Raw genomic sequence first — 15,577 nt, forward strand, 5'->3', positions numbered from 1 at the left:
CCCCCCCCCCCCCCCCCCCCCCCCCCCCCACGGAGCTGTTGCTTGGGTGGACTAGAACTACGGGGTGACGACGGGAATCTTTCCGCTGACGTCGTTGAACAATTCGCTCAATTTCGGGCCGAGTACCACTAGGCCGGCGATCATGACGACGGCGATAAGTCCGACCATGATGCCGTACTCGACGGCCGTGGCGCCGGTTTCGTCGCGCTGGAGGCGGTTCTTGATGCGGAAGCCGAGGGTCTGGAGGGTGGCGTAAATGTGCAGCATGGGGGAGCTCCTGAAATGAAGTGGTGTGTTGTTTGTGCGGGGTGTTTGGACTTGCTTGGTGCACCGCGCTGAAAAAAACATAGCAAGGCATTTCGGGGTTAAGGCGGGACCTGTGGCTTTCCTCGGGGTAGCTGGTACCAACCCTTGGGAAGCTGCGTTTTTCCTGCGTCTAACCTGAACCAAACCGGCGTTTAGGCCCAAACATGGGGATGCGCGAGGGGGGAAGTTTTGGGCCGGGGGGAACTGCGCCCAAACCCTCGACCTTTATGGTTCAACCAGCGACAATGTTGGGCGCCGTGAGACGGTTTTTCCATATGACTACTTGGCTCCGGGACGATCCGACACCCACGGGTGGTGGCGCATCCACCAGCGCCGGCGGAGGATTCTCAACGAGCCTTGGCGGCTGGCAAAGTTTGGAGCGGGCATGATGCCGAGCCCACCGGCCGGCCGCTCACAGCAAAGGCACAGGCAGGTGCTATGCAGGGGGCTGGCCCTCCCGTCCTAGAATGTGCCCATGAGCGTCGAAGACGCAGACTTGGGGTCAATCACATGCGACGTGCAGAATCCGTTCCACAGCGTTTCCACAACCATCCTCATCACCGCACCCGGCTGTGGTCCGTTGTGCTGTGCGCGGCACTGGTCGGTGGCGTTGCCGCATGTTCGGGCGAGTCACGGCCGCCTGTGACGGTGGAAGCCCCGCCTGACCCTTCTTTCGTGCAGGAAGTGGTGGAACCCAGTGCGCTGGCCCGGCACCTGGAGGCGTTTCAGGATGCGGCGGACGCGAATGGCGGCAACCGGGCCGACGCCACCGGGGGCTACGAGGCCTCGGCGGCGTACGTCGAGGAGCAGTTGCGTGCGGCGGGGTACGAGCCGCGGCGCCAGGAGTTCAGCTACGGCCGGCGCAACCCCGTGGACGCGTTCAGCATCCTGGCCGACACCGGCAGTAGCTCCGACGGCGTGCTGGTACTCGGCGCGCACCTGGACTCGGTCGAGGAGGGACCCGGGATCAACGACAATGGCAGCGGGGTCGCCGCGGTGCTCGAGGTCGCGCTGCGGCTCGCGGAGGAGGGCTCCGTGTCGCGGGAGCAGATCCGGTTCGCGTTCTGGGGCGGCGAGGAGGATGGAATGCACGGCTCGGATTACTACGTCGAGCAACTCTCCCGCAAGGAAGCCACCGCGCACGTCGCCTACTTGAACGTCGACATGGTGGGCTCGCCGAACGCGGCGTTCTTCGTGTTCGACGGCGACGGCTCGGACGGCATGGAGGCCGGGCCCGAGGGGTCTGGCGCCATCGAACGGGTGTTCCGGGACATCCTTCGGGCCGAGGGGGTCCAGGCGCTGCCGGTCGGGTTCATCGAGGATTCGGACTACGACGCGTTCGTGAAGGCCGACATCCCGTCCGGGGGCCTGTTTACCGGCGACGTGGGGACCAAGAGCGAGGCCGAGGCACGCACCTTCGGCGGGCAGGCCGGGGAGCAGTACGACGAGTGCTACCACCAGGCCTGCGACACCATCGATAACGTCGACCTGGCCGTGCTGGAGCAGATGACCGAAACGCTCATGAGCGCGACGGTTTCGCTCGGCGGCGTCGAGGACGGCCTGGCCAAGGGTGCGGCAACGGAGGAGGGCGCCGGCTGAGGCGCCGCGACCGCAGGCCTTCACGGGGCCGCCGCCTTGCACGACCACTGAAGTTGATGACCTGGCTGGTTCTCCCGCACCCGCTGGTACCGGTCTCCACGCCGCCCAAGTCGTCGGTGGGGAAACGAGCTCGCCACGATGGGCCCTACCAGGGTTCAGAAACGTCGGGGTAGCCAGCGGGAAACGTCCCTCGATGATCTCTTTGAACAGGGAAACTGCCATCTCCTCTTCGTCCCGGGCCTACCGACAGCTCGGCAGTAGGGTCGGATCAGCCCACGAATTCCTCCCGCTCGCCAAGGAAGAACTGCACTTGTTCTGCAACGACGATGGTGGACACTCGGACAGATCCTGGACCCGGAGGACTTCTCGGATGCTCAAGCCATCGCTCACATTATGGTGCTGTATGTGGGCTCCGCTTGGCGGGGCACGCAACAAGTAGCTGTCTGCGACGGTTTGGGCTTTCGCCGGGGGTGCTCATGTGTTGCGCGTGGGGGTGGATGCCCGTGGGTAGTCGCGGCGCCCGGTCAGCGGGGGGTACACGTGACGCGAGTCTGGTTTCTGCCGATCAAGTCAACCTCGAGGTGGATCGGTGTGCCGGTCTTGTCGGCGGTCTTGGCGGCAATGGACAGGGTGTACACGCCTTTTCCGTTGGCGTTGGGCCAATTGAAGGTCAGTGTCTTGCTGACGGTCTGGCCCACCCCGGTTTGTGGGACTTCGGCGGGGTTGGGGGTCATTCCGCTGGCCGGCGATACGGTCAGCAGGTACTTTTCGGCCTCGACGCCGGTCCACGCGACGGTGACGGCGGTGGAGGAGCCCACGTCTTGCCCGCGCGTGCAGGTCACGGTGCCTGGGTTGACCGTCCCGGGGGCCGGCGGCGTAGGAGTCGGGGTCGGAGTGGGCGTCGGGGTTGGTGTCGGGGTCGGCGTGGGTGTTGGGGTTGGGGTTGGCGTTGGAGTGGGTGAGGGTTCGGGGGGTGTCCCGCCGCCCGGGGTGTCGCCAGGCGGTGTCCCGGGAGACGGGGCCCAGGTTCCGGCGGTGACGGTGGCGGTGACTGTCCCGCTTTGGCTCCACAGGGCCCAGGCCCCGGCCCCGCCGAGTCCGAGCACGACGATAAGCAGGTAGGTGATCAGGGCGGTGCGCAACCCGGGGATCTTGCGGCTCATGTCGTGGACTCCTGCTGGCGGGACTTGGTGCGGCGTACGAGCAGCGCCCGGGTCATGGAGATTGCTCCGTAGCCTATTAGTGCGATGGCCCCGAACTGCGTGGCCAGGCCCCTGTCCTGGTTCCCCAGCCAGTTGGCGGCGTATCCGGCGAACGGGACGGCGTAGAGCAGCTTGCCGCGGACCTGGATCTCGGTGACCGGGGCTTCGTCCGCGACGTCGTTGTTGTCGCCCTTGGTCACCAGCAGGGAGTTGCCCTGCTGGTCGGTGCCGACGCTGGTGATGCGGTGGGTGATGACCTCGGAACGCCCGGATGCGATCTGGTAGGTCACCACGTCCCCCGTGCGCAACTCGGCAAACGGCGTGGGCTGGATGACCAGCAGTGTGCCGGGCCCGTAGTGCGGTTTCATCGAGTTGGTGAGCACGGAGTAGGTCTGGGACCCGGTGGCCAGCGGGAGGACGATGAGCACCAGTGCGGCCAGCGCAGCCAGGATCAGGGTCGTGAAGCTCATGATGCGTCCGGTGGCCGGCAGGATCCGGCTTCCGGCGGTCCTGTGGGCGTGCTTGGCTCGCATGGCGTGGTCCTTTCCGGTGCTTGTTGCTTATGGCTTATTGCTGTTGCGTGGCGAGGGTGAAGGCGATGGACGCCCCGGCGCCCCCAAAAGTCGCCGGGGTGTTCTCCGCGAGGGTGGTGGTCAGGCAGAAGGTGGCGCTGGCTCCCTTGGCCAGGACCACGCGGGTGTCCTGGCGGATGTTGGTGCAGCGGCCGTCTTGGCCCAGCCCGATGCTGGTGCTCAGGTACGGGGCGAGCGCTCCGGTGGCGGTGGTGGTCCCCGCGGTGGCGCTGATGGTGAAGGGGCCCGAGGCATCTGCCGCGTTCGTCACCACGATCGGGGTGCTCTGGCTGGTCCCGGGTGTCAGTCCGGTCGGGCCGGCCACGGTGATGGTTCCGCCGGCGGGCAGCCGCTGCACGTTTTCCCCGACCGCGGCGGTGACCTTGAAGTCCGCCGACTGCACGGTTTGGCTGGTGGTGGTGGCCGTGGCGGTCCACAGGGCCAGGGTTCCCTGGACGGTGAGCAGGGCCAGGACGATGGCAACGCCGATTGCTGCGGTGGCCTTCAGCGCCGACATCGTCTTCATGGTCCTGCTCCAAAGTGGTACGGACGGTGGTGGAAGGCTGCTGCTAGTCGGCGACCGTGCCAATCGCGTCCTGCGTGAGCGCGAACCCGATCGTCTCCAGCTGGTGGGTCTCGTTCACGTAGTCCCTGCCCTTGACGGTGTCTGGTAGCTCAACGGTCACCTTGGCGGTGTATTTTCCGCTGTCGGCCGGGTCAAGCGCCGTCTCGGTGAACTCCTTGCCGTCTTTGTCGGTCAGGGTGATGTCGCTGACCAACAGGTGGGCGGAGACGTCGTTCGGGTCCGTGAGGGTGAGAGTGGCCTGCATCAGGTCCCCGACCAGGTCCACGGTGACAGGCTGGGTGAAGGTGAGCAGGTCGCCCGGGACCATCTTGTAGGTGCTGATATCGATGCTCTCGCCCTCCTGGGAGACGGCGTTCGTCCAGACCCCCGGATCCGCGGTGATGTTCAGGTTGCCGGATTTGACAGTACCGGCATCCGCCCCGGCGTTGGCGTTCCAGACGGCGAGGGTTCCGCCGCCGCCTACCAGCAATGCGACGCCCAGTCCGGTGGCGAGTGCGCCCTTGGTCATCTTGTTCATGATCTGTCCCCTTTGGCTTTCCGTAGCGCCGCGCCTGGTGGCGGGCTGCTTCAACGACTATCCGGGGCCTTGCTCAAGGCCGGGGGCGGGTTTCAAACAGGAACAATGAAAGGTTTTGTAAGTATTCCAACGTCAATGCTGCGCCAATGCTGCGTCAATCCTGCGCCTTTCCCCCAGGTCACTGCGCCATGCTTGACCCATGGGACCTAACCCTGACAAGGACCATGGAAGGGGAACTCTCGTGTCCACCAACGTCCTGGCGGACCTCGCGCGGGAGCTTGGCGCCGAGGCCGCCACCCGCTTCGTGCACGACTTCGTGGACCTGTGGCCGGTGCGCCGCCAACGGATCCATGCGGCCATCGGCACCCAAGACCTGGACGGCGCCATCGACGCGGCATTCTCGCTGCGTTCCGCGGCGCTGATGGCCGGGGCCCGTCCACTGGCCGCACACGCAGACTTGATCCGCGCGACGCTGCACGAGACCGGGTCCCCGGCCTGGGAGTATGCCCGCCGCCTCCTGGCGGCCCTGGACGAACTCGGGGACCGCACGGTGAAAACACTCGCCGAAGCCATTGCGCCCTGGCAGTCTGGCCCAGGGAACTAGTCCCGGCAACCCGGGAAAGGCATGGACGATGGCCGATAGGCATCGTCAGGAGCCGCCATGCCTGACGCTTCCCAATTCCACCGAGCGAGCGGATGGAGGCCGCGTTGCAACGGATCGCTGCCTTGTGTTTCTATACGATTCCAGGATTTCAAGTCGTGCCTAGTTCCAATGCGCTTCCGCGTGGGCAGTGCCTACAGCCCAGATTTTCAGATGCGCCATAGGCTGTACCCATGGCTTCTCTTCCCGCGCAGAATCTTGGCAGGCTGTTCTTTCCCCTGCTTGGCATCGCCGTGCTGACAGGCGCTCTATCGGGGGCCCTCAATCTGGCGCTTTCACTGGCACCCGATGAGTGGAGCGCGAGCGACACCCCCTACGTCCTTATGGCTGCGTTTGTTGGTGCCTTGGTTTCGCTCCCTCCCGCAATGGGAGCGGCAGTGGCCGTGGCCATCCAGGGAAGAAAACGACTTCCATCCTCCGGAAACCGCCAAGCACTCGTCGCTGCTCTCGGAGCCGCAGTGGGCGCAACTGTCCCGGCACTGGCCTACATCTCCATCAATTCCTTCGAGCCAAACGCGGCCACAACACTATTGACCGTCATGATCTTCATCTTGGTCTGCTCCTGCATAGCCCTGGGCGCTTTTAGAGGGGTGCTGTCCATCATCAGTAAGAGGCAAAAACAGCCCGCAGGATCTTAACGCACACCTAAGCGTCGTTCGTTTGGTGGCCGCAGAGAACGGAAAGAATCGTGGGCGAGGCATCGTTGAGGTGCTCACCCCACTACGGGCGATCCCTGCTTGGTTGCATCGTCCCGCACGGGAGGGTACGCCCGGATGAATATTTCGAACCGCCCAGACAGGGGGTCAATGACCGTGGCCAGGTTCTGGGTGGGCGGACGCATGAAGTTCTAAGTCTGGCCGGTCTGCAAGTGGAACCGTCACTGGAACGGTTCACCGCCACTCACCGGCAATACCCCTGTGGCCCGGGTGGCTCACGTCTGCGCAGCGAATTAGTGGTGAACCGCCCGGGCAGTTGCGGGCTAATGGGCTGCCTTGCGGGCTGATGGGTGCTAGTAGTTCGTGCCCATGGCCATGTGCACTTCATCAAGGCTAAGCGCGCCACTGACAGCTGCGATTCACAGGATTCAACTGTCGGATTTTTGGTGGCCGGGTCTCGCGCTGGGGGATCGACTTACGCGACTCATGGTTCGAGCGCCGGCGTTCCGGAAATGCTCCCGATGCCATGCGGTTGTGATCTTTCGTGGGGTACTGCCGCGTGGTCGCCGCGAACGATAGGCGCCCGGGATTTGGTGTCCAATTCCCGCATAGGCCCTGCCCGAGAAAAAGCCCGGTGACGCGGATTCTCAACGGTACGCTCAAAACCCTGACCGGACTCCTGAATGGATACGAGCGCGTCTGTGGCCGAATCAACACCGGAACGTCCTTAGCGTGATTTCTGTGTAGGTCTTCCCCGGACCACAAATTGTGAGTGATTCCATGAAGAAATTCCCGAAATGAGCTGAAATCTGGCGGCGTGTCACTCTGCTTTACGCCTCAGCAGGGGAGGGTGTTCCACTTCCAAGGAACCGGGACTGTTACTTTGACAGGCCTAAGCCTGGAAACCCGGATGGCCGTCTGCAATACAGACGGCCATCCGGGTTTTCATGCATTTCGAAGAGCGACGCTCGGGACTTTTAGAGTTCCGCGCAGTCGCGGCAGATCTTGACTCCATCGACTTCCTTGGCGGCCTGGCTGCGGTGCCTGACAACGAAGCATTCCCCGCAGACGAACTCATCCGCAGCCTGGGGGACAACCTCCACCACAAGCTCATCGAGCACGATCGCGCCCGGAAGCTCGGTGCCGTCGGAAAGGTCCGTTTCCTCCAGTTCGGAATGGACACTTTTCGCCGTGGGCGCATCCATTTCCTGAACGGCTTTCAGGGTGCGCTCGGAAGCTTCGGCTACATCCGGGCGTGCTTCGTCGTAATCCTGTGCCATGGTTATTCCTCCCGATTGTTCAACACGTTTCCGAAATTGTAGATGCCGTGGGTAGCAGGGGCAAACCGAATTCCGTGCGAGGTGAATACTGACACTTTTGTGAAGCAAAAGCATTCAACAATCCATGGTGTTGGCCGCGTGCTCGAAGGATGAAACCGGGACTCTTCCAGGAGAATTTTCCCGAACGGGTCCTTGTTAGTCTGTCGGTTCGCCGGCTTGCGCCTGGTCCAGATCGGCCTGGGCTTCCTCCGGGTCCGGTTCTTCGGGGAAGGTCTCCGAGTGCTCCTTGTCCTTCGCCGCCTCCGCTTGGTCTTCCCGACCCGTTTCGGGAATTTCAGGCTGCGTTACATCGTCCGGGTTCGAGTCGGGGTTGGTGTTCTCTGTTTCAGCCATCGGGGTTCTCCTTCGTGTGTAGCCTGCAATGTTCGGCGCATGCGGGGCCTTCCCTCGATTCGGGAAGCCCACTGTTGCCGGCGTTCATGCTGCCGGATCGCCTACGCCGTAGGTCGACTCTAACGATGCGGATCGAAGGGCGGAAGGATTTTGGTCGTTTCCGCGAACGTTCGGAAGCATGTCCGGTTCCAGGGTGAAGGATCTGTTGCGGAGCCTCCGGCGCAACGTGGAGGCCGAATGCGCCGACACCTTGAGTTTCGTGCCTGCGTAGGGCATGCCTCCGGCAACCCTGTGGCCCACGGCCACCCAGATGCTCACTGCCCGTTCAAGAACCCAGACCGGAGCCCATAAGGCGGCACCGCCTCCAAACACCTTGGCCCCGCCATCACGTCGCCGTCCGATCTCGGCGATCGCCCAGGCCGCGAACGGCCAGGCGGAAGCCAGGCCGGGTCGGCCCCGCCCGGCACGGTAAAACCCGGCCAGTATGAGCGGGGCATAGCAAAGCTTCACGGCCAGGCGCAGGGGCTGGGCAAAGTCGTCATAGGCCTGGCGAACGCGCTGTCCCGCAAAGTGTTTGAAGGTGGGCGGCAGGCGGCGGACAAAGACGTCGTTGGCACGGATTTCCCGGCCGCCGGCGGCATCGATGGTACGCAGCAGTTCAAGGTTCTCGAAGAGGACGTGGGCGTCATATCCCCCTGCTGCCATCAGCACCGAACGGCGCAAGGCAAAGGTCCCCGGATAGTCGGCTCCAAAGGCACGGTTGACCAGTGAACGGGCGGTGTCCAGCCGCGCATGCCACGGCAGTGGCGCCAGGAAGTTCTGCGGTCGCACGATGTCCGCGCGCTGGAGAAGGTTCAAGACCTGCTCCAGCTGGATCCGTTCGTAGCGCACGTCATCGTCGGCAATGACCAGGAGTTCGTCGCCCGCGGCATGCACTCCCGTCAGCACACCGGCGACCTTGCCGTTGGCCCCCGGCATGGGAACCGGTCGCAGATGCACCACTGCCGAAGGAAAGCGTGCCGCGTGGTTTTCAAAAAGGTTGGGTTCGGATCCGTCCACCACAATCACCCGGACCCACTCGACGACTTGGCCGAGGTATTCGGCAAGGTCATCCAGGCCGGAGTCGGAGTGCCATTTCAGCGGCAGGATGTACGTTGCCTCCGGCAATGTCCCATATGCACTGTCGGTTCCCATGATTCTGTTGTCACCTATGTGATTGCTTGGGTTGGTTGCTTGGAATGCGCGCCCATGGATGCCTAGGCGCCGCAGGCCGTGAACGTCCTTGGGGTGCCACACCCCAAGGACGTTCACGGCCACGCATCTTGTCTGGAGTTGATACCGGGACCACCGTGCCGGGGCACGGAAACCCGCTCAGTCCTTCAGAAGTCCAAGCTTGACGTTTTTCGGCCGCTGCATCTCGCCGTGCTTGGCGCCCAGCACGATGACCGCGGCTGCGAAGCCGGGAATCGCCCACTGCAACTGGCGAAGCTGCTTTTGTGCCTTTGCCAATTCGGGAGATGTTTCGGGACCGGGCTCGGTTGCACCGCGAGCCCCTTCATCTGCCAACTCGTCGACCTTCTTGCCCAGGACGGCAGCATAGAGGGTGACGGCTGCACCGGCCACGGTCACGCCGGTCTTGATCCATGTTGCCGACATGACGCCGTCCTGGGCTGCGTACCGACCCTTGTTTTCCCAGAGGATCGGACCCAGCGAGGCCAGATGGGCTGCAAATGCCGCGGTTTGGACCGGGGCCCATTTCTTCCAGCCCAAGCTGGAGAGCCGGGTCCTCTCCGTGGAGTCTTTCGATTGGGAAGTGGCACCGTTCAGACCCACAGCACCCATGAGGGAACCGCCGAACCAAGCGGCTGCGGACAGGTCATGGATTGAGCGGGCAAGCAAGTTTCCGGACATGGGGCATTCTGCCTTTCGTAGTAGCGGTTTGGATGCATTCCACGTTGCTTCACCCACACCGGCATGTAAAGGGATTTGCAAGGCGTCGACCGGTCCGGGTTCGGAAGGGGGGGGCAGCGCCTCCCCATTTGCTCGATCCTTGGTGGCGAACAATCGCGCTGCGGTGCGGGTCCAGAGCGAGGACCCGCGGCAAGAACCTGCCCCGCAGGGTGTCCGGGCAGTCAAAACCGGTGATGGGCGCCGGGTTATGATGGCAAGGTGCTGGTACTTACGCGGAAGGTCGGAGAACAGGTCCTGATTGGCGAGGACATCGTGGTGACTGTCCTGGATGTCAAAGGCGATTCGATCAAGATCGGCTTCGACGCGCCCCGCGGCATCAAGATCCAGCGGGCCGAGATGATCGCCGCCGTGACCGAGGCCAACCAGCAGGCCGCCGCTGCCGCCACCGAGGACGCCGAAGCCCGGCTGAAGGCACTTTTCCCTGCTTCGCCCAAGCCCGCCGCACCCCATGCGCCGAGGGCGTAGGCATCGGATCCTGTGCCCGGGCAATCGGCCCATGCCCGTGCTTGATTCTGCGATACCTGCATTTCTTGTCGGCCAATTGGGCGTCCGTAGTTCCCGTCAGGCGATTTGGATGCGCTCGTCTCCGAGCCCGACCTCGACACGGAGCGTGCCGCCGATGACCTCAACATACTTGCGCAAGGTATCAACCTGCGCCCGCGCAATATCCCCGTGCTCTATTCGCGACAGCCTGCTCTGCGTGATTTGGAGCCGGCCTGCCAGCTGGACCTGAGTCAAGTCGGAAGCTCCGCGCAATTCGCGTAGTCGGAATGCAAAGACCTCCTTGAGGATGCGTGTCTTATGGACCGCAACGACAGCCCTGTCAACAGGACGCTTCTGCAGCATCTCTTCAGTGTTCCTTGCCATCACGGAGCTCCTCCGATCAACGGAGTTCCTTCGGTCAACGGGGCCTCCGCCGGAGCCGGACTCGAGACGGCGCACGCCGCGCTGGCCCGCGGACACAGGGTGAGCACCCTGTCCCATTCGGTCCATGCGCTGCCGGCCGGTGAGAACCTGCCCATCGTCTGCTCCAAGCGGCCGACATCTCGGCGGCGCGCCGGCGCTCCGGAGGCGAGAAGCGTGAGAGGGCCGACGCTGACCTGGGCCAAGATGCACGAGGCCGTCGCCGCGGCCCTCGGCGGCAGGTAGCCTTTGCTGGCGATGTTCTGACTCCTGTAGGATCCTTCCAACGGGCGCTGGTGTCGCCCACCAGCACTGGGGGAAACATGCTTGGAAATGCCTTGAAGACCGCTGTCATCTCGGCACTTGCCGCCCTGTCCCTGGGACTGGCCCCGGCGGCCCAGGCAGCGGACGCCACGGACACCGAAGGGCCCCGGCTCATCTCGGTCGGGCACACAGGGGCAACGACCAGCGCGCAGTTTGGTGACACCGTCCACTTGGCCGTGCGGGCCGAGGACCCCAGCGGCATCGCTTCCGTCCGCGGGTACAGCGAGACCCCGGGCGGCTGGCAGCGGATGACCTGCGAGCCCGAGCTCCACGGCTCCAACTGGGAAGACCCCGACGTGTGGGTGCTGCGCGGCTGCGGCTGGGGCACCGACGTGCCGCCCTCGACCGTGTCCATCGCCAGGCTGGTGCTGATGGACGGGATCGGGAACACCACCGAGGTCACCGACCGCGCCATCCTGGATCCGCTGTCCTACAACATCGAGAACGCCGACTTCGACGGGGAGGCACCGGTCCTGGAATCGGTGACCGTGGAACCGCGCGTTGCCGTGCCCGGCCAGGACGTGAAGGTCACCCTGCGGATCCGCGAGTCCTCCGCACGGCTGTCTGCGGGCTACTCCCTGGAAGACCACCTGCCCACGGGCCAGACCACCTACGTCAGGCCGGAGCGCTACGGGGTCCCGGAGAACGAGGGCGGGGTGTTCACCATCGTGGACACCTTCCGCACAGACGCCCACACCCCCTATGGCCACTACCGGCTCGGCACCCTGTACCTGTGGGACTACCGCGGCAACGCCGCCGAGCTCGACACCGGCGCGGCGATCCAGGTCGATGACCCCGCCCACCCGGTGGGGACCACCAGCGTCGGAGGGACCGCAGTGGTCAACGGCACGCTCACCGCACAGGCCCCTGGATCACCACCGGCATGAAGGCCGTCTACGGCTGGCGCACCGGCTGGGACTTCGCCCCGGGCGGGACCACCCGGCCCGTGAAGGCCGAGGACGCCGGCGAGGCCATCGGCCTGCAGGTCACGGCCACCTGGCCCGACGGCACCGTGCGGATCCGCACGGCAGAGAGCGCGCCCATCGCCCTGGCGCCGCTGGGGATCGGGCCTGTCGCAGTGAAGGGGACCCCGGCCGTCGGCCGCACGCTCACCGCCAGCCACCAGATGATCGACCCCACCAAGCACCCCGCGACCACGCTGGCCTTCCACACCTACACCTGGTTCCGCGACGGCGTCCAGATCCCCAACCACTCGAGGCAGGACTACACGGCCACCGCAGCAGACATGGGCCACAAGCTCTCCGTCCAGGTCCGCTCCAACGCCCCCGGCCACACCCCCGCGGTGGCCACCTCCCCGGCAGTGGCCATCGCCCCCGGCACGCTGAAGGCCCCGACACCGACCTACAGCGGCGAGGCAGGCTTCGGCTACCTTCAAGGCGCCAGCGTGGGGGCTTGGACCTCCGGGACCACCCTGCGATACCAGTGGCTGCGCAACGGCAAGGCCATCGCCGGCGCCACTGCCAAGACGTACCGCTCGACGACGGCCGACAAGAACCAGGTGCTCCAGATCCGCGTCACCGGCACCAAAGCCGGCTACACCACCGCCGTGCGGACCTCGGGGGCCAAGCGGCCGGTGACCGGGCTGCTTGGCGCCACCGCACCGCGCGTGGAGGGCACCAACCGCGTCGGCGGCAAACTCACCAGCTACCTGCCCGTCACCTGGACTCCCGGGACCGCCATGAAATACCAGTGGCAGCGCAACGGGCGGAACATCACCGCGGCCACGCGCACCAGCTACGTCCCCGTCGCGGCCGATCGCGGCCAGCAGATCCGCCTGCGCGCCACCGGCACCAGGGCCGGGTACTCCCCGGCCGTACGGTACTCGGCGGCCAAGCGGCCCGGCTACGGGGTGCTGGCCAACACCCCGCCCCGCATCACCGGCACGGCACTGGTGGGCCGCAAAATGACCGCCGACCCCGGCAACTGGACCCCGGGCACCACGGTGCGCTACCAGTGGCTGCGCGAGGACAGCATCCGGATCACCGGCGCCACCTCCCGGACATACGTGTTGCGTCCGGCCGACCGGCTCAAGATCGTCTCCGTCCGCGTCACCGGCTCCAAGCCCGGCTACCGCAGCGTGGTCAATTATTCCAACGTGCGCCCGGTCAAGTAGACGGCCGCCCCGGACGGGGCACGCGTAACGCAAAGGCCCGGCCACCATGGTGGCCGGGCCTTTGCCGTCGTCGGGCCTGGGCGGCCGGAGACACCGAGTTGCGCGTCTTGGAGAGCCGCCCATGGAGCGACTGCCAGGGCTTTCTTAATCGGCAGCAACCGGTGGTGCTGCACTCGAGACCGCACTACCGCACCCACAATTCGGGACGGGAAATCATGAGGGGACCCCACAAGCCGACCATTCACTCCACCGGATAGTCTTCCGCGGCCCAGTTGTTGCGGTATCGGATTGGCTTACGGGCGTCCGATGGGGCATGTCCTTGCTTCACATTGAGGTTGGATGCCTGCCAGGGCCCAGGCTCTAGGCGCCGCGGCATCCTGGTGGGATGGGTTCGAACGGTACAAGGGCCCACTCGTGAACGAGCGGGCCCTTGTCTTCGGTGTGCCGATGGAGCAGGTCGGCCCCTACAGGAGAACCCAGGAGGTCTCCTGCAGGGACCTGTTCTTCTTACGGCTCAGGCCGTCAGCACGGGCGGGCTGGTTTTGGCGGGCATTGCGGGGGTCGGGAGTGCGGCTTCGCTGGCCCGGGCCACGTCGGCCGGGACAGCTCCGTGGTCCAGGGCGGTGCGGACGATGGCTTTCAGGGCTTGGCTGCGTTCGCTCAGCACCACTCGGGCTGCGGCCACGTCTTCGGCCGCAGCCCGGATCAGATTCAGTTCGTGCACGTATTTTCCTGTCGTTGGTTGGACGGTTTGTCTTCTGGGGGTGGCGGGGCGGCAGGTTTGTCCCGGGGGGCATGCTGGCCTGCCTGGGTCCCGCTCAGGTGGCTGGAATATTGTCCGGTGCCCCATTGACCCGGGGGTCGGGGGGGCGATGGAGGTGTCCAGGAAGAATAGCCTCGTGAGATGGACTGCGGCGCCGGCAGCGTGTCGCATTCCTTGGCGGTGCTGCGGCGCTTGGGGGATCCGGTGAAGCGCACGTAGCGCATGGGCCGCCGTTGCGGATCACTTCGTCCCAGGAAGCGCTGCCTCCACAGCTCGGGGACCAGCGGGGCGTATTCGGTTTTCTCGTCCATCAGGGTTCGCAGGGCGAGGCAGAACGGCATGATGGCCAGGCGGCTGCGCCGTGCGTCGTTAAGGACATGTAAGAGGAGTTCCTCGATGAGCTCTTCGGACCGGTAACGGCGCTTGAGCTGGGTGTAGTGCACCCACATTTCGTTCTCGCGCATGCCGTATTGCACGAATCCCGCCAAGTCGCCGGACTCGTAGAGTTCGTAGCGGCATTGTTCCCGGTTGTTCTCGATCACGCCCATGGTGTCGGCCTCCCGTGGGGGGCCGAGGGTGCATGGGCCGGGTGGCATTGGGGTTCGAGCGCAGTTGCTCGTTGTCGGGACAGTTGCGTGGAAGGTGGTTTCCGGTACGGGCGATTCATGGCGTGCTCCTCAAAGGGAAATACCGTGGCTCGCTGCTGAACCGTTGTATCTGGTGAAAAATCTGGGTTGTCTGCGATGTCTACGCTGTAGATATCTACTGTAGACCTTTGTTGTAGACGCTACATGTAGAGTATTAGGTATGGCAACCCGGCCAACCCCTGCAGAACCCCTGGCAGGGCCGCACACTACCCATGGAGTCCGATCACCGCATGCCCGAGAATCCGACCCGAGACGACGCCGTCTCGGAGCAAGAACAGGGTCCGAACCAGGTGCCTTCCGGGGCGCCGGCCCCCAAGCGGCGAGAGCGGCTGACGCGTGAGATAGTGCTTGCTGCGGCCCTGCGCCTGGTGGACGCCGAGGGCCTGGAAGCCCTGACCATGCGCCGACTGGGAAAGGTCCTTGATCGCGATGCGATGGCCCTCTACCGGTACGCACCCAACCGCGCCGCGTTGCTGGACGGCATCTCGGAAATGGTGCTCCAGGAACTGGTCATCGAACCCGTCGACGTCGACTGGCAGTCCCAGTTGCGCAAGGTCGCCCACGGGTTTCGGCATCTGGCGCTGGCCCACCCCCATGTGGTCCCGCTGTTGGTCACCCGGCCCCTATCTACCCCGCTGGGCCTGCGCCCACTGGGAACGCTGCGCCCGCTGGAGCAGATCCTGGCGCTGCTCATCAATGCCGGGTTCACGCCTGAAAGCGCCCTGCACATCTACCGGGCCTATTACGGATATATCTACGGCCACATCCTGAACGAACTCCAGGAACACATCGTCGACCCGGAGGAAAACGAGGCCATCCTGCGGCTGGGCCTGCACCGGCTTCCGCCCAAGGAGTTCCCCCAGCTGCGCAACCTTGCCTCCGTCCTGGCCGACTACGACGGTGCCGAGGAACTCGATCAAGGCATCACCATCCTCTTGGCCGGACTCGAGGAGCGACTCCGCCCCGGCACCGCTCCCGAACCAGGACGGCCCGCCGGAGGCCTTCCGACACTGGGGGAGCTCCGAAGCCCCTGACGGTTCCCCACGCGCGGGACCGCAAGTGT

General features: G+C 65.0%; 20 protein-coding genes. 8 read left to right on the forward strand and 12 right to left on the reverse strand.

The features are described from left to right. Positions 1-57: 57 nt before the first annotated feature. Positions 58-267 carry a Flp family type IVb pilin gene (locus ACIPUB_RS04975; protein WP_407606361.1) on the reverse strand — a complete coding sequence of 70 codons (210 nt, stop codon included), beginning with the start codon at positions 265-267 and terminating at the stop codon, positions 58-60. Positions 268-781: 514 nt separating this feature from the next. On the opposite strand from ACIPUB_RS04975, the gene ACIPUB_RS04980 reads away from it, so the two are divergent. Continuing rightward, complete coding sequence (locus tag ACIPUB_RS04980; protein WP_407606362.1) at positions 782-952, forward strand: hypothetical protein; 171 nt, start codon at positions 782-784, stop codon at positions 950-952. 29 nt (positions 953-981) lie between these two features. Next, on the forward strand, positions 982-1,905 hold the full coding sequence (locus ACIPUB_RS04985) for a M20/M25/M40 family metallo-hydrolase (RefSeq protein WP_407606363.1): 924 nt from the start codon (positions 982-984) through the stop codon (positions 1,903-1,905). A 524-nt stretch (positions 1,906-2,429) separates the two neighbouring features. Here the strand turns inward: ACIPUB_RS04985 and ACIPUB_RS04990 are convergent. From ACIPUB_RS04990 to ACIPUB_RS05005, 4 genes are read right to left on the reverse strand one after another with little or no spacing between them, the layout of a single operon-like run. Continuing rightward, the gene (locus ACIPUB_RS04990; RefSeq protein WP_407606364.1) at positions 2,430-3,068 is read right to left on the reverse strand and encodes a SipW-dependent-type signal peptide-containing protein; all 639 of its coding nucleotides are present in this window, start codon (positions 3,066-3,068) and stop codon (positions 2,430-2,432) included. Continuing rightward, positions 3,065-3,640 carry a signal peptidase I gene (locus tag ACIPUB_RS04995; RefSeq protein WP_407606365.1) on the reverse strand — a complete coding sequence of 192 codons (576 nt, stop codon included), beginning with the start codon at positions 3,638-3,640 and terminating at the stop codon, positions 3,065-3,067. The genes ACIPUB_RS04990 and ACIPUB_RS04995 overlap by 4 nt, the downstream gene beginning before the upstream one ends. Positions 3,641-3,674: 34 nt before the next feature. Then, positions 3,675-4,205 carry a SipW-dependent-type signal peptide-containing protein gene (locus ACIPUB_RS05000; RefSeq protein ID WP_407606366.1) on the reverse strand — a complete coding sequence of 177 codons (531 nt, stop codon included), beginning with the start codon at positions 4,203-4,205 and terminating at the stop codon, positions 3,675-3,677. A 43-nt stretch (positions 4,206-4,248) separates the two neighbouring features. Beyond that, positions 4,249-4,782: an alternate-type signal peptide domain-containing protein gene (locus ACIPUB_RS05005; protein ID WP_407606367.1), complete on the reverse strand. Its 534-nt coding sequence runs from the start codon at positions 4,780-4,782 to the stop codon at positions 4,249-4,251. A 241-nt stretch (positions 4,783-5,023) separates the two neighbouring features. On the opposite strand from ACIPUB_RS05005, the gene ACIPUB_RS05010 reads away from it, so the two are divergent. Then, positions 5,024-5,386: a hypothetical protein gene (locus ACIPUB_RS05010; protein WP_407606368.1), complete on the forward strand. Its 363-nt coding sequence runs from the start codon at positions 5,024-5,026 to the stop codon at positions 5,384-5,386. Positions 5,387-5,616: 230 nt separating this feature from the next. Next, a complete protein-coding gene (locus tag ACIPUB_RS05015) occupies positions 5,617-6,081 on the forward strand; it encodes a hypothetical protein (protein ID WP_407606369.1) in 465 nt (154 codons plus the stop codon). 995 nt (positions 6,082-7,076) lie between these two features. On the opposite strand, the gene ACIPUB_RS05020 is transcribed toward ACIPUB_RS05015, so the two are convergent. From ACIPUB_RS05020 to ACIPUB_RS05035, 4 genes are all read right to left on the reverse strand, one after another. After that, positions 7,077-7,379, reverse strand: coding sequence for a DUF4193 domain-containing protein (locus ACIPUB_RS05020; RefSeq protein WP_264271694.1), 303 nt, complete (start codon positions 7,377-7,379; stop codon positions 7,077-7,079). Positions 7,380-7,574: 195 nt separating this feature from the next. Continuing rightward, on the reverse strand, positions 7,575-7,772 hold the full coding sequence (locus tag ACIPUB_RS05025; RefSeq protein ID WP_407606370.1) for a hypothetical protein: 198 nt from the start codon (positions 7,770-7,772) through the stop codon (positions 7,575-7,577). Between the two features lie 84 nt (positions 7,773-7,856). After that, a complete protein-coding gene (locus tag ACIPUB_RS05030) occupies positions 7,857-8,966 on the reverse strand; it encodes a glycosyltransferase (RefSeq protein WP_407606371.1) in 1,110 nt (369 codons plus the stop codon). A gap of 177 nt (positions 8,967-9,143) precedes the next feature. Continuing rightward, positions 9,144-9,683: a hypothetical protein gene (locus ACIPUB_RS05035; RefSeq protein WP_302265405.1), complete on the reverse strand. Its 540-nt coding sequence runs from the start codon at positions 9,681-9,683 to the stop codon at positions 9,144-9,146. Positions 9,684-9,941: 258 nt separating this feature from the next. Between ACIPUB_RS05035 and csrA the strand changes: the two genes are divergently transcribed. Continuing rightward, the gene (csrA, locus tag ACIPUB_RS05040) at positions 9,942-10,208 is read left to right on the forward strand and encodes a carbon storage regulator CsrA (RefSeq protein WP_407606372.1); all 267 of its coding nucleotides are present in this window, start codon (positions 9,942-9,944) and stop codon (positions 10,206-10,208) included. Between the two features lie 96 nt (positions 10,209-10,304). Here csrA and ACIPUB_RS05045 read toward each other — a convergent pair whose 3' ends face one another. Beyond that, entirely contained in the window at positions 10,305-10,610 is a 306-nt protein-coding gene (locus ACIPUB_RS05045) for a helix-turn-helix domain-containing protein (RefSeq protein ID WP_407606373.1), read from the reverse strand. Between the two features lie 359 nt (positions 10,611-10,969). Between ACIPUB_RS05045 and ACIPUB_RS05050 the strand changes: the two genes are divergently transcribed. Continuing rightward, on the forward strand, positions 10,970-11,857 hold the full coding sequence (locus ACIPUB_RS05050) for a hypothetical protein (RefSeq protein WP_407606374.1): 888 nt from the start codon (positions 10,970-10,972) through the stop codon (positions 11,855-11,857). Next, complete coding sequence (locus ACIPUB_RS05055; protein ID WP_407606375.1) at positions 11,854-13,104, forward strand: hypothetical protein; 1,251 nt, start codon at positions 11,854-11,856, stop codon at positions 13,102-13,104. The genes ACIPUB_RS05050 and ACIPUB_RS05055 overlap by 4 nt, the downstream gene beginning before the upstream one ends. 514 nt (positions 13,105-13,618) lie before the next feature. Here the strand turns inward: ACIPUB_RS05055 and ACIPUB_RS05060 are convergent. Next, positions 13,619-13,828, reverse strand: a complete 210-nt coding sequence (locus ACIPUB_RS05060; protein ID WP_302265414.1) for a hypothetical protein — start codon at positions 13,826-13,828, stop codon at positions 13,619-13,621. Next, positions 13,816-14,415 carry an N-acetyltransferase gene (locus ACIPUB_RS05065; RefSeq protein WP_407606376.1) on the reverse strand — a complete coding sequence of 200 codons (600 nt, stop codon included), beginning with the start codon at positions 14,413-14,415 and terminating at the stop codon, positions 13,816-13,818. Before ACIPUB_RS05065 ends, ACIPUB_RS05060 begins: the two co-directional genes overlap by 13 nt. 329 nt (positions 14,416-14,744) lie before the next feature. Between ACIPUB_RS05065 and ACIPUB_RS05070 the strand changes: the two genes are divergently transcribed. Then, positions 14,745-15,548, forward strand: coding sequence for a TetR/AcrR family transcriptional regulator C-terminal domain-containing protein (locus ACIPUB_RS05070; protein ID WP_407606377.1), 804 nt, complete (start codon positions 14,745-14,747; stop codon positions 15,546-15,548). Positions 15,549-15,577 lie beyond the last annotated feature (29 nt).

This window comes from Paeniglutamicibacter sp. ORCA_105 (assembly GCF_045798545.1).
In the GTDB taxonomy this organism is placed as follows: Bacteria; Actinomycetota; Actinomycetes; order Actinomycetales; family Micrococcaceae; genus Paeniglutamicibacter; species Paeniglutamicibacter sulfureus.

Bases quoted from the DNA above. Each gene is read 5' to 3' on its own strand.
- ACIPUB_RS04975 (WP_407606361.1), bottom strand. From the start codon at position 267: ATGCTGCACATTTACGCCACCCTCCAGACCCTCGGCTTCCGCATCAAG.
- ACIPUB_RS04980 (WP_407606362.1), top strand. From the start codon at position 782: ATGAGCGTCGAAGACGCAGACTTGGGGTCAATCACATGCGACGTGCAG.
- ACIPUB_RS04990 (WP_407606364.1), bottom strand. From the start codon at position 3,068: ATGAGCCGCAAGATCCCCGGGTTGCGCACCGCCCTGATCACCTACCTG.
- ACIPUB_RS04995 (WP_407606365.1), bottom strand. From the start codon at position 3,640: ATGCGAGCCAAGCACGCCCACAGGACCGCCGGAAGCCGGATCCTGCCG.
- ACIPUB_RS05000 (WP_407606366.1), bottom strand. From the start codon at position 4,205: ATGAAGACGATGTCGGCGCTGAAGGCCACCGCAGCAATCGGCGTTGCC.
- ACIPUB_RS05005 (WP_407606367.1), bottom strand. From the start codon at position 4,782: ATGAACAAGATGACCAAGGGCGCACTCGCCACCGGACTGGGCGTCGCA.
- ACIPUB_RS05015 (WP_407606369.1), top strand. From the start codon at position 5,617: ATGGCTTCTCTTCCCGCGCAGAATCTTGGCAGGCTGTTCTTTCCCCTG.
- ACIPUB_RS05020 (WP_264271694.1), bottom strand. From the start codon at position 7,379: ATGGCACAGGATTACGACGAAGCACGCCCGGATGTAGCCGAAGCTTCC.
- ACIPUB_RS05025 (WP_407606370.1), bottom strand. From the start codon at position 7,772: ATGGCTGAAACAGAGAACACCAACCCCGACTCGAACCCGGACGATGTA.
- ACIPUB_RS05030 (WP_407606371.1), bottom strand. From the start codon at position 8,966: ATGGGAACCGACAGTGCATATGGGACATTGCCGGAGGCAACGTACATC.
- ACIPUB_RS05035 (WP_302265405.1), bottom strand. From the start codon at position 9,683: ATGTCCGGAAACTTGCTTGCCCGCTCAATCCATGACCTGTCCGCAGCC.
- ACIPUB_RS05045 (WP_407606373.1), bottom strand. From the start codon at position 10,610: ATGGCAAGGAACACTGAAGAGATGCTGCAGAAGCGTCCTGTTGACAGG.
- ACIPUB_RS05050 (WP_407606374.1), top strand. From the start codon at position 10,970: ATGCTTGGAAATGCCTTGAAGACCGCTGTCATCTCGGCACTTGCCGCC.
- ACIPUB_RS05055 (WP_407606375.1), top strand. From the start codon at position 11,854: ATGAAGGCCGTCTACGGCTGGCGCACCGGCTGGGACTTCGCCCCGGGC.
- ACIPUB_RS05065 (WP_407606376.1), bottom strand. From the start codon at position 14,415: ATGGGCGTGATCGAGAACAACCGGGAACAATGCCGCTACGAACTCTAC.
- ACIPUB_RS05070 (WP_407606377.1), top strand. From the start codon at position 14,745: ATGCCCGAGAATCCGACCCGAGACGACGCCGTCTCGGAGCAAGAACAG.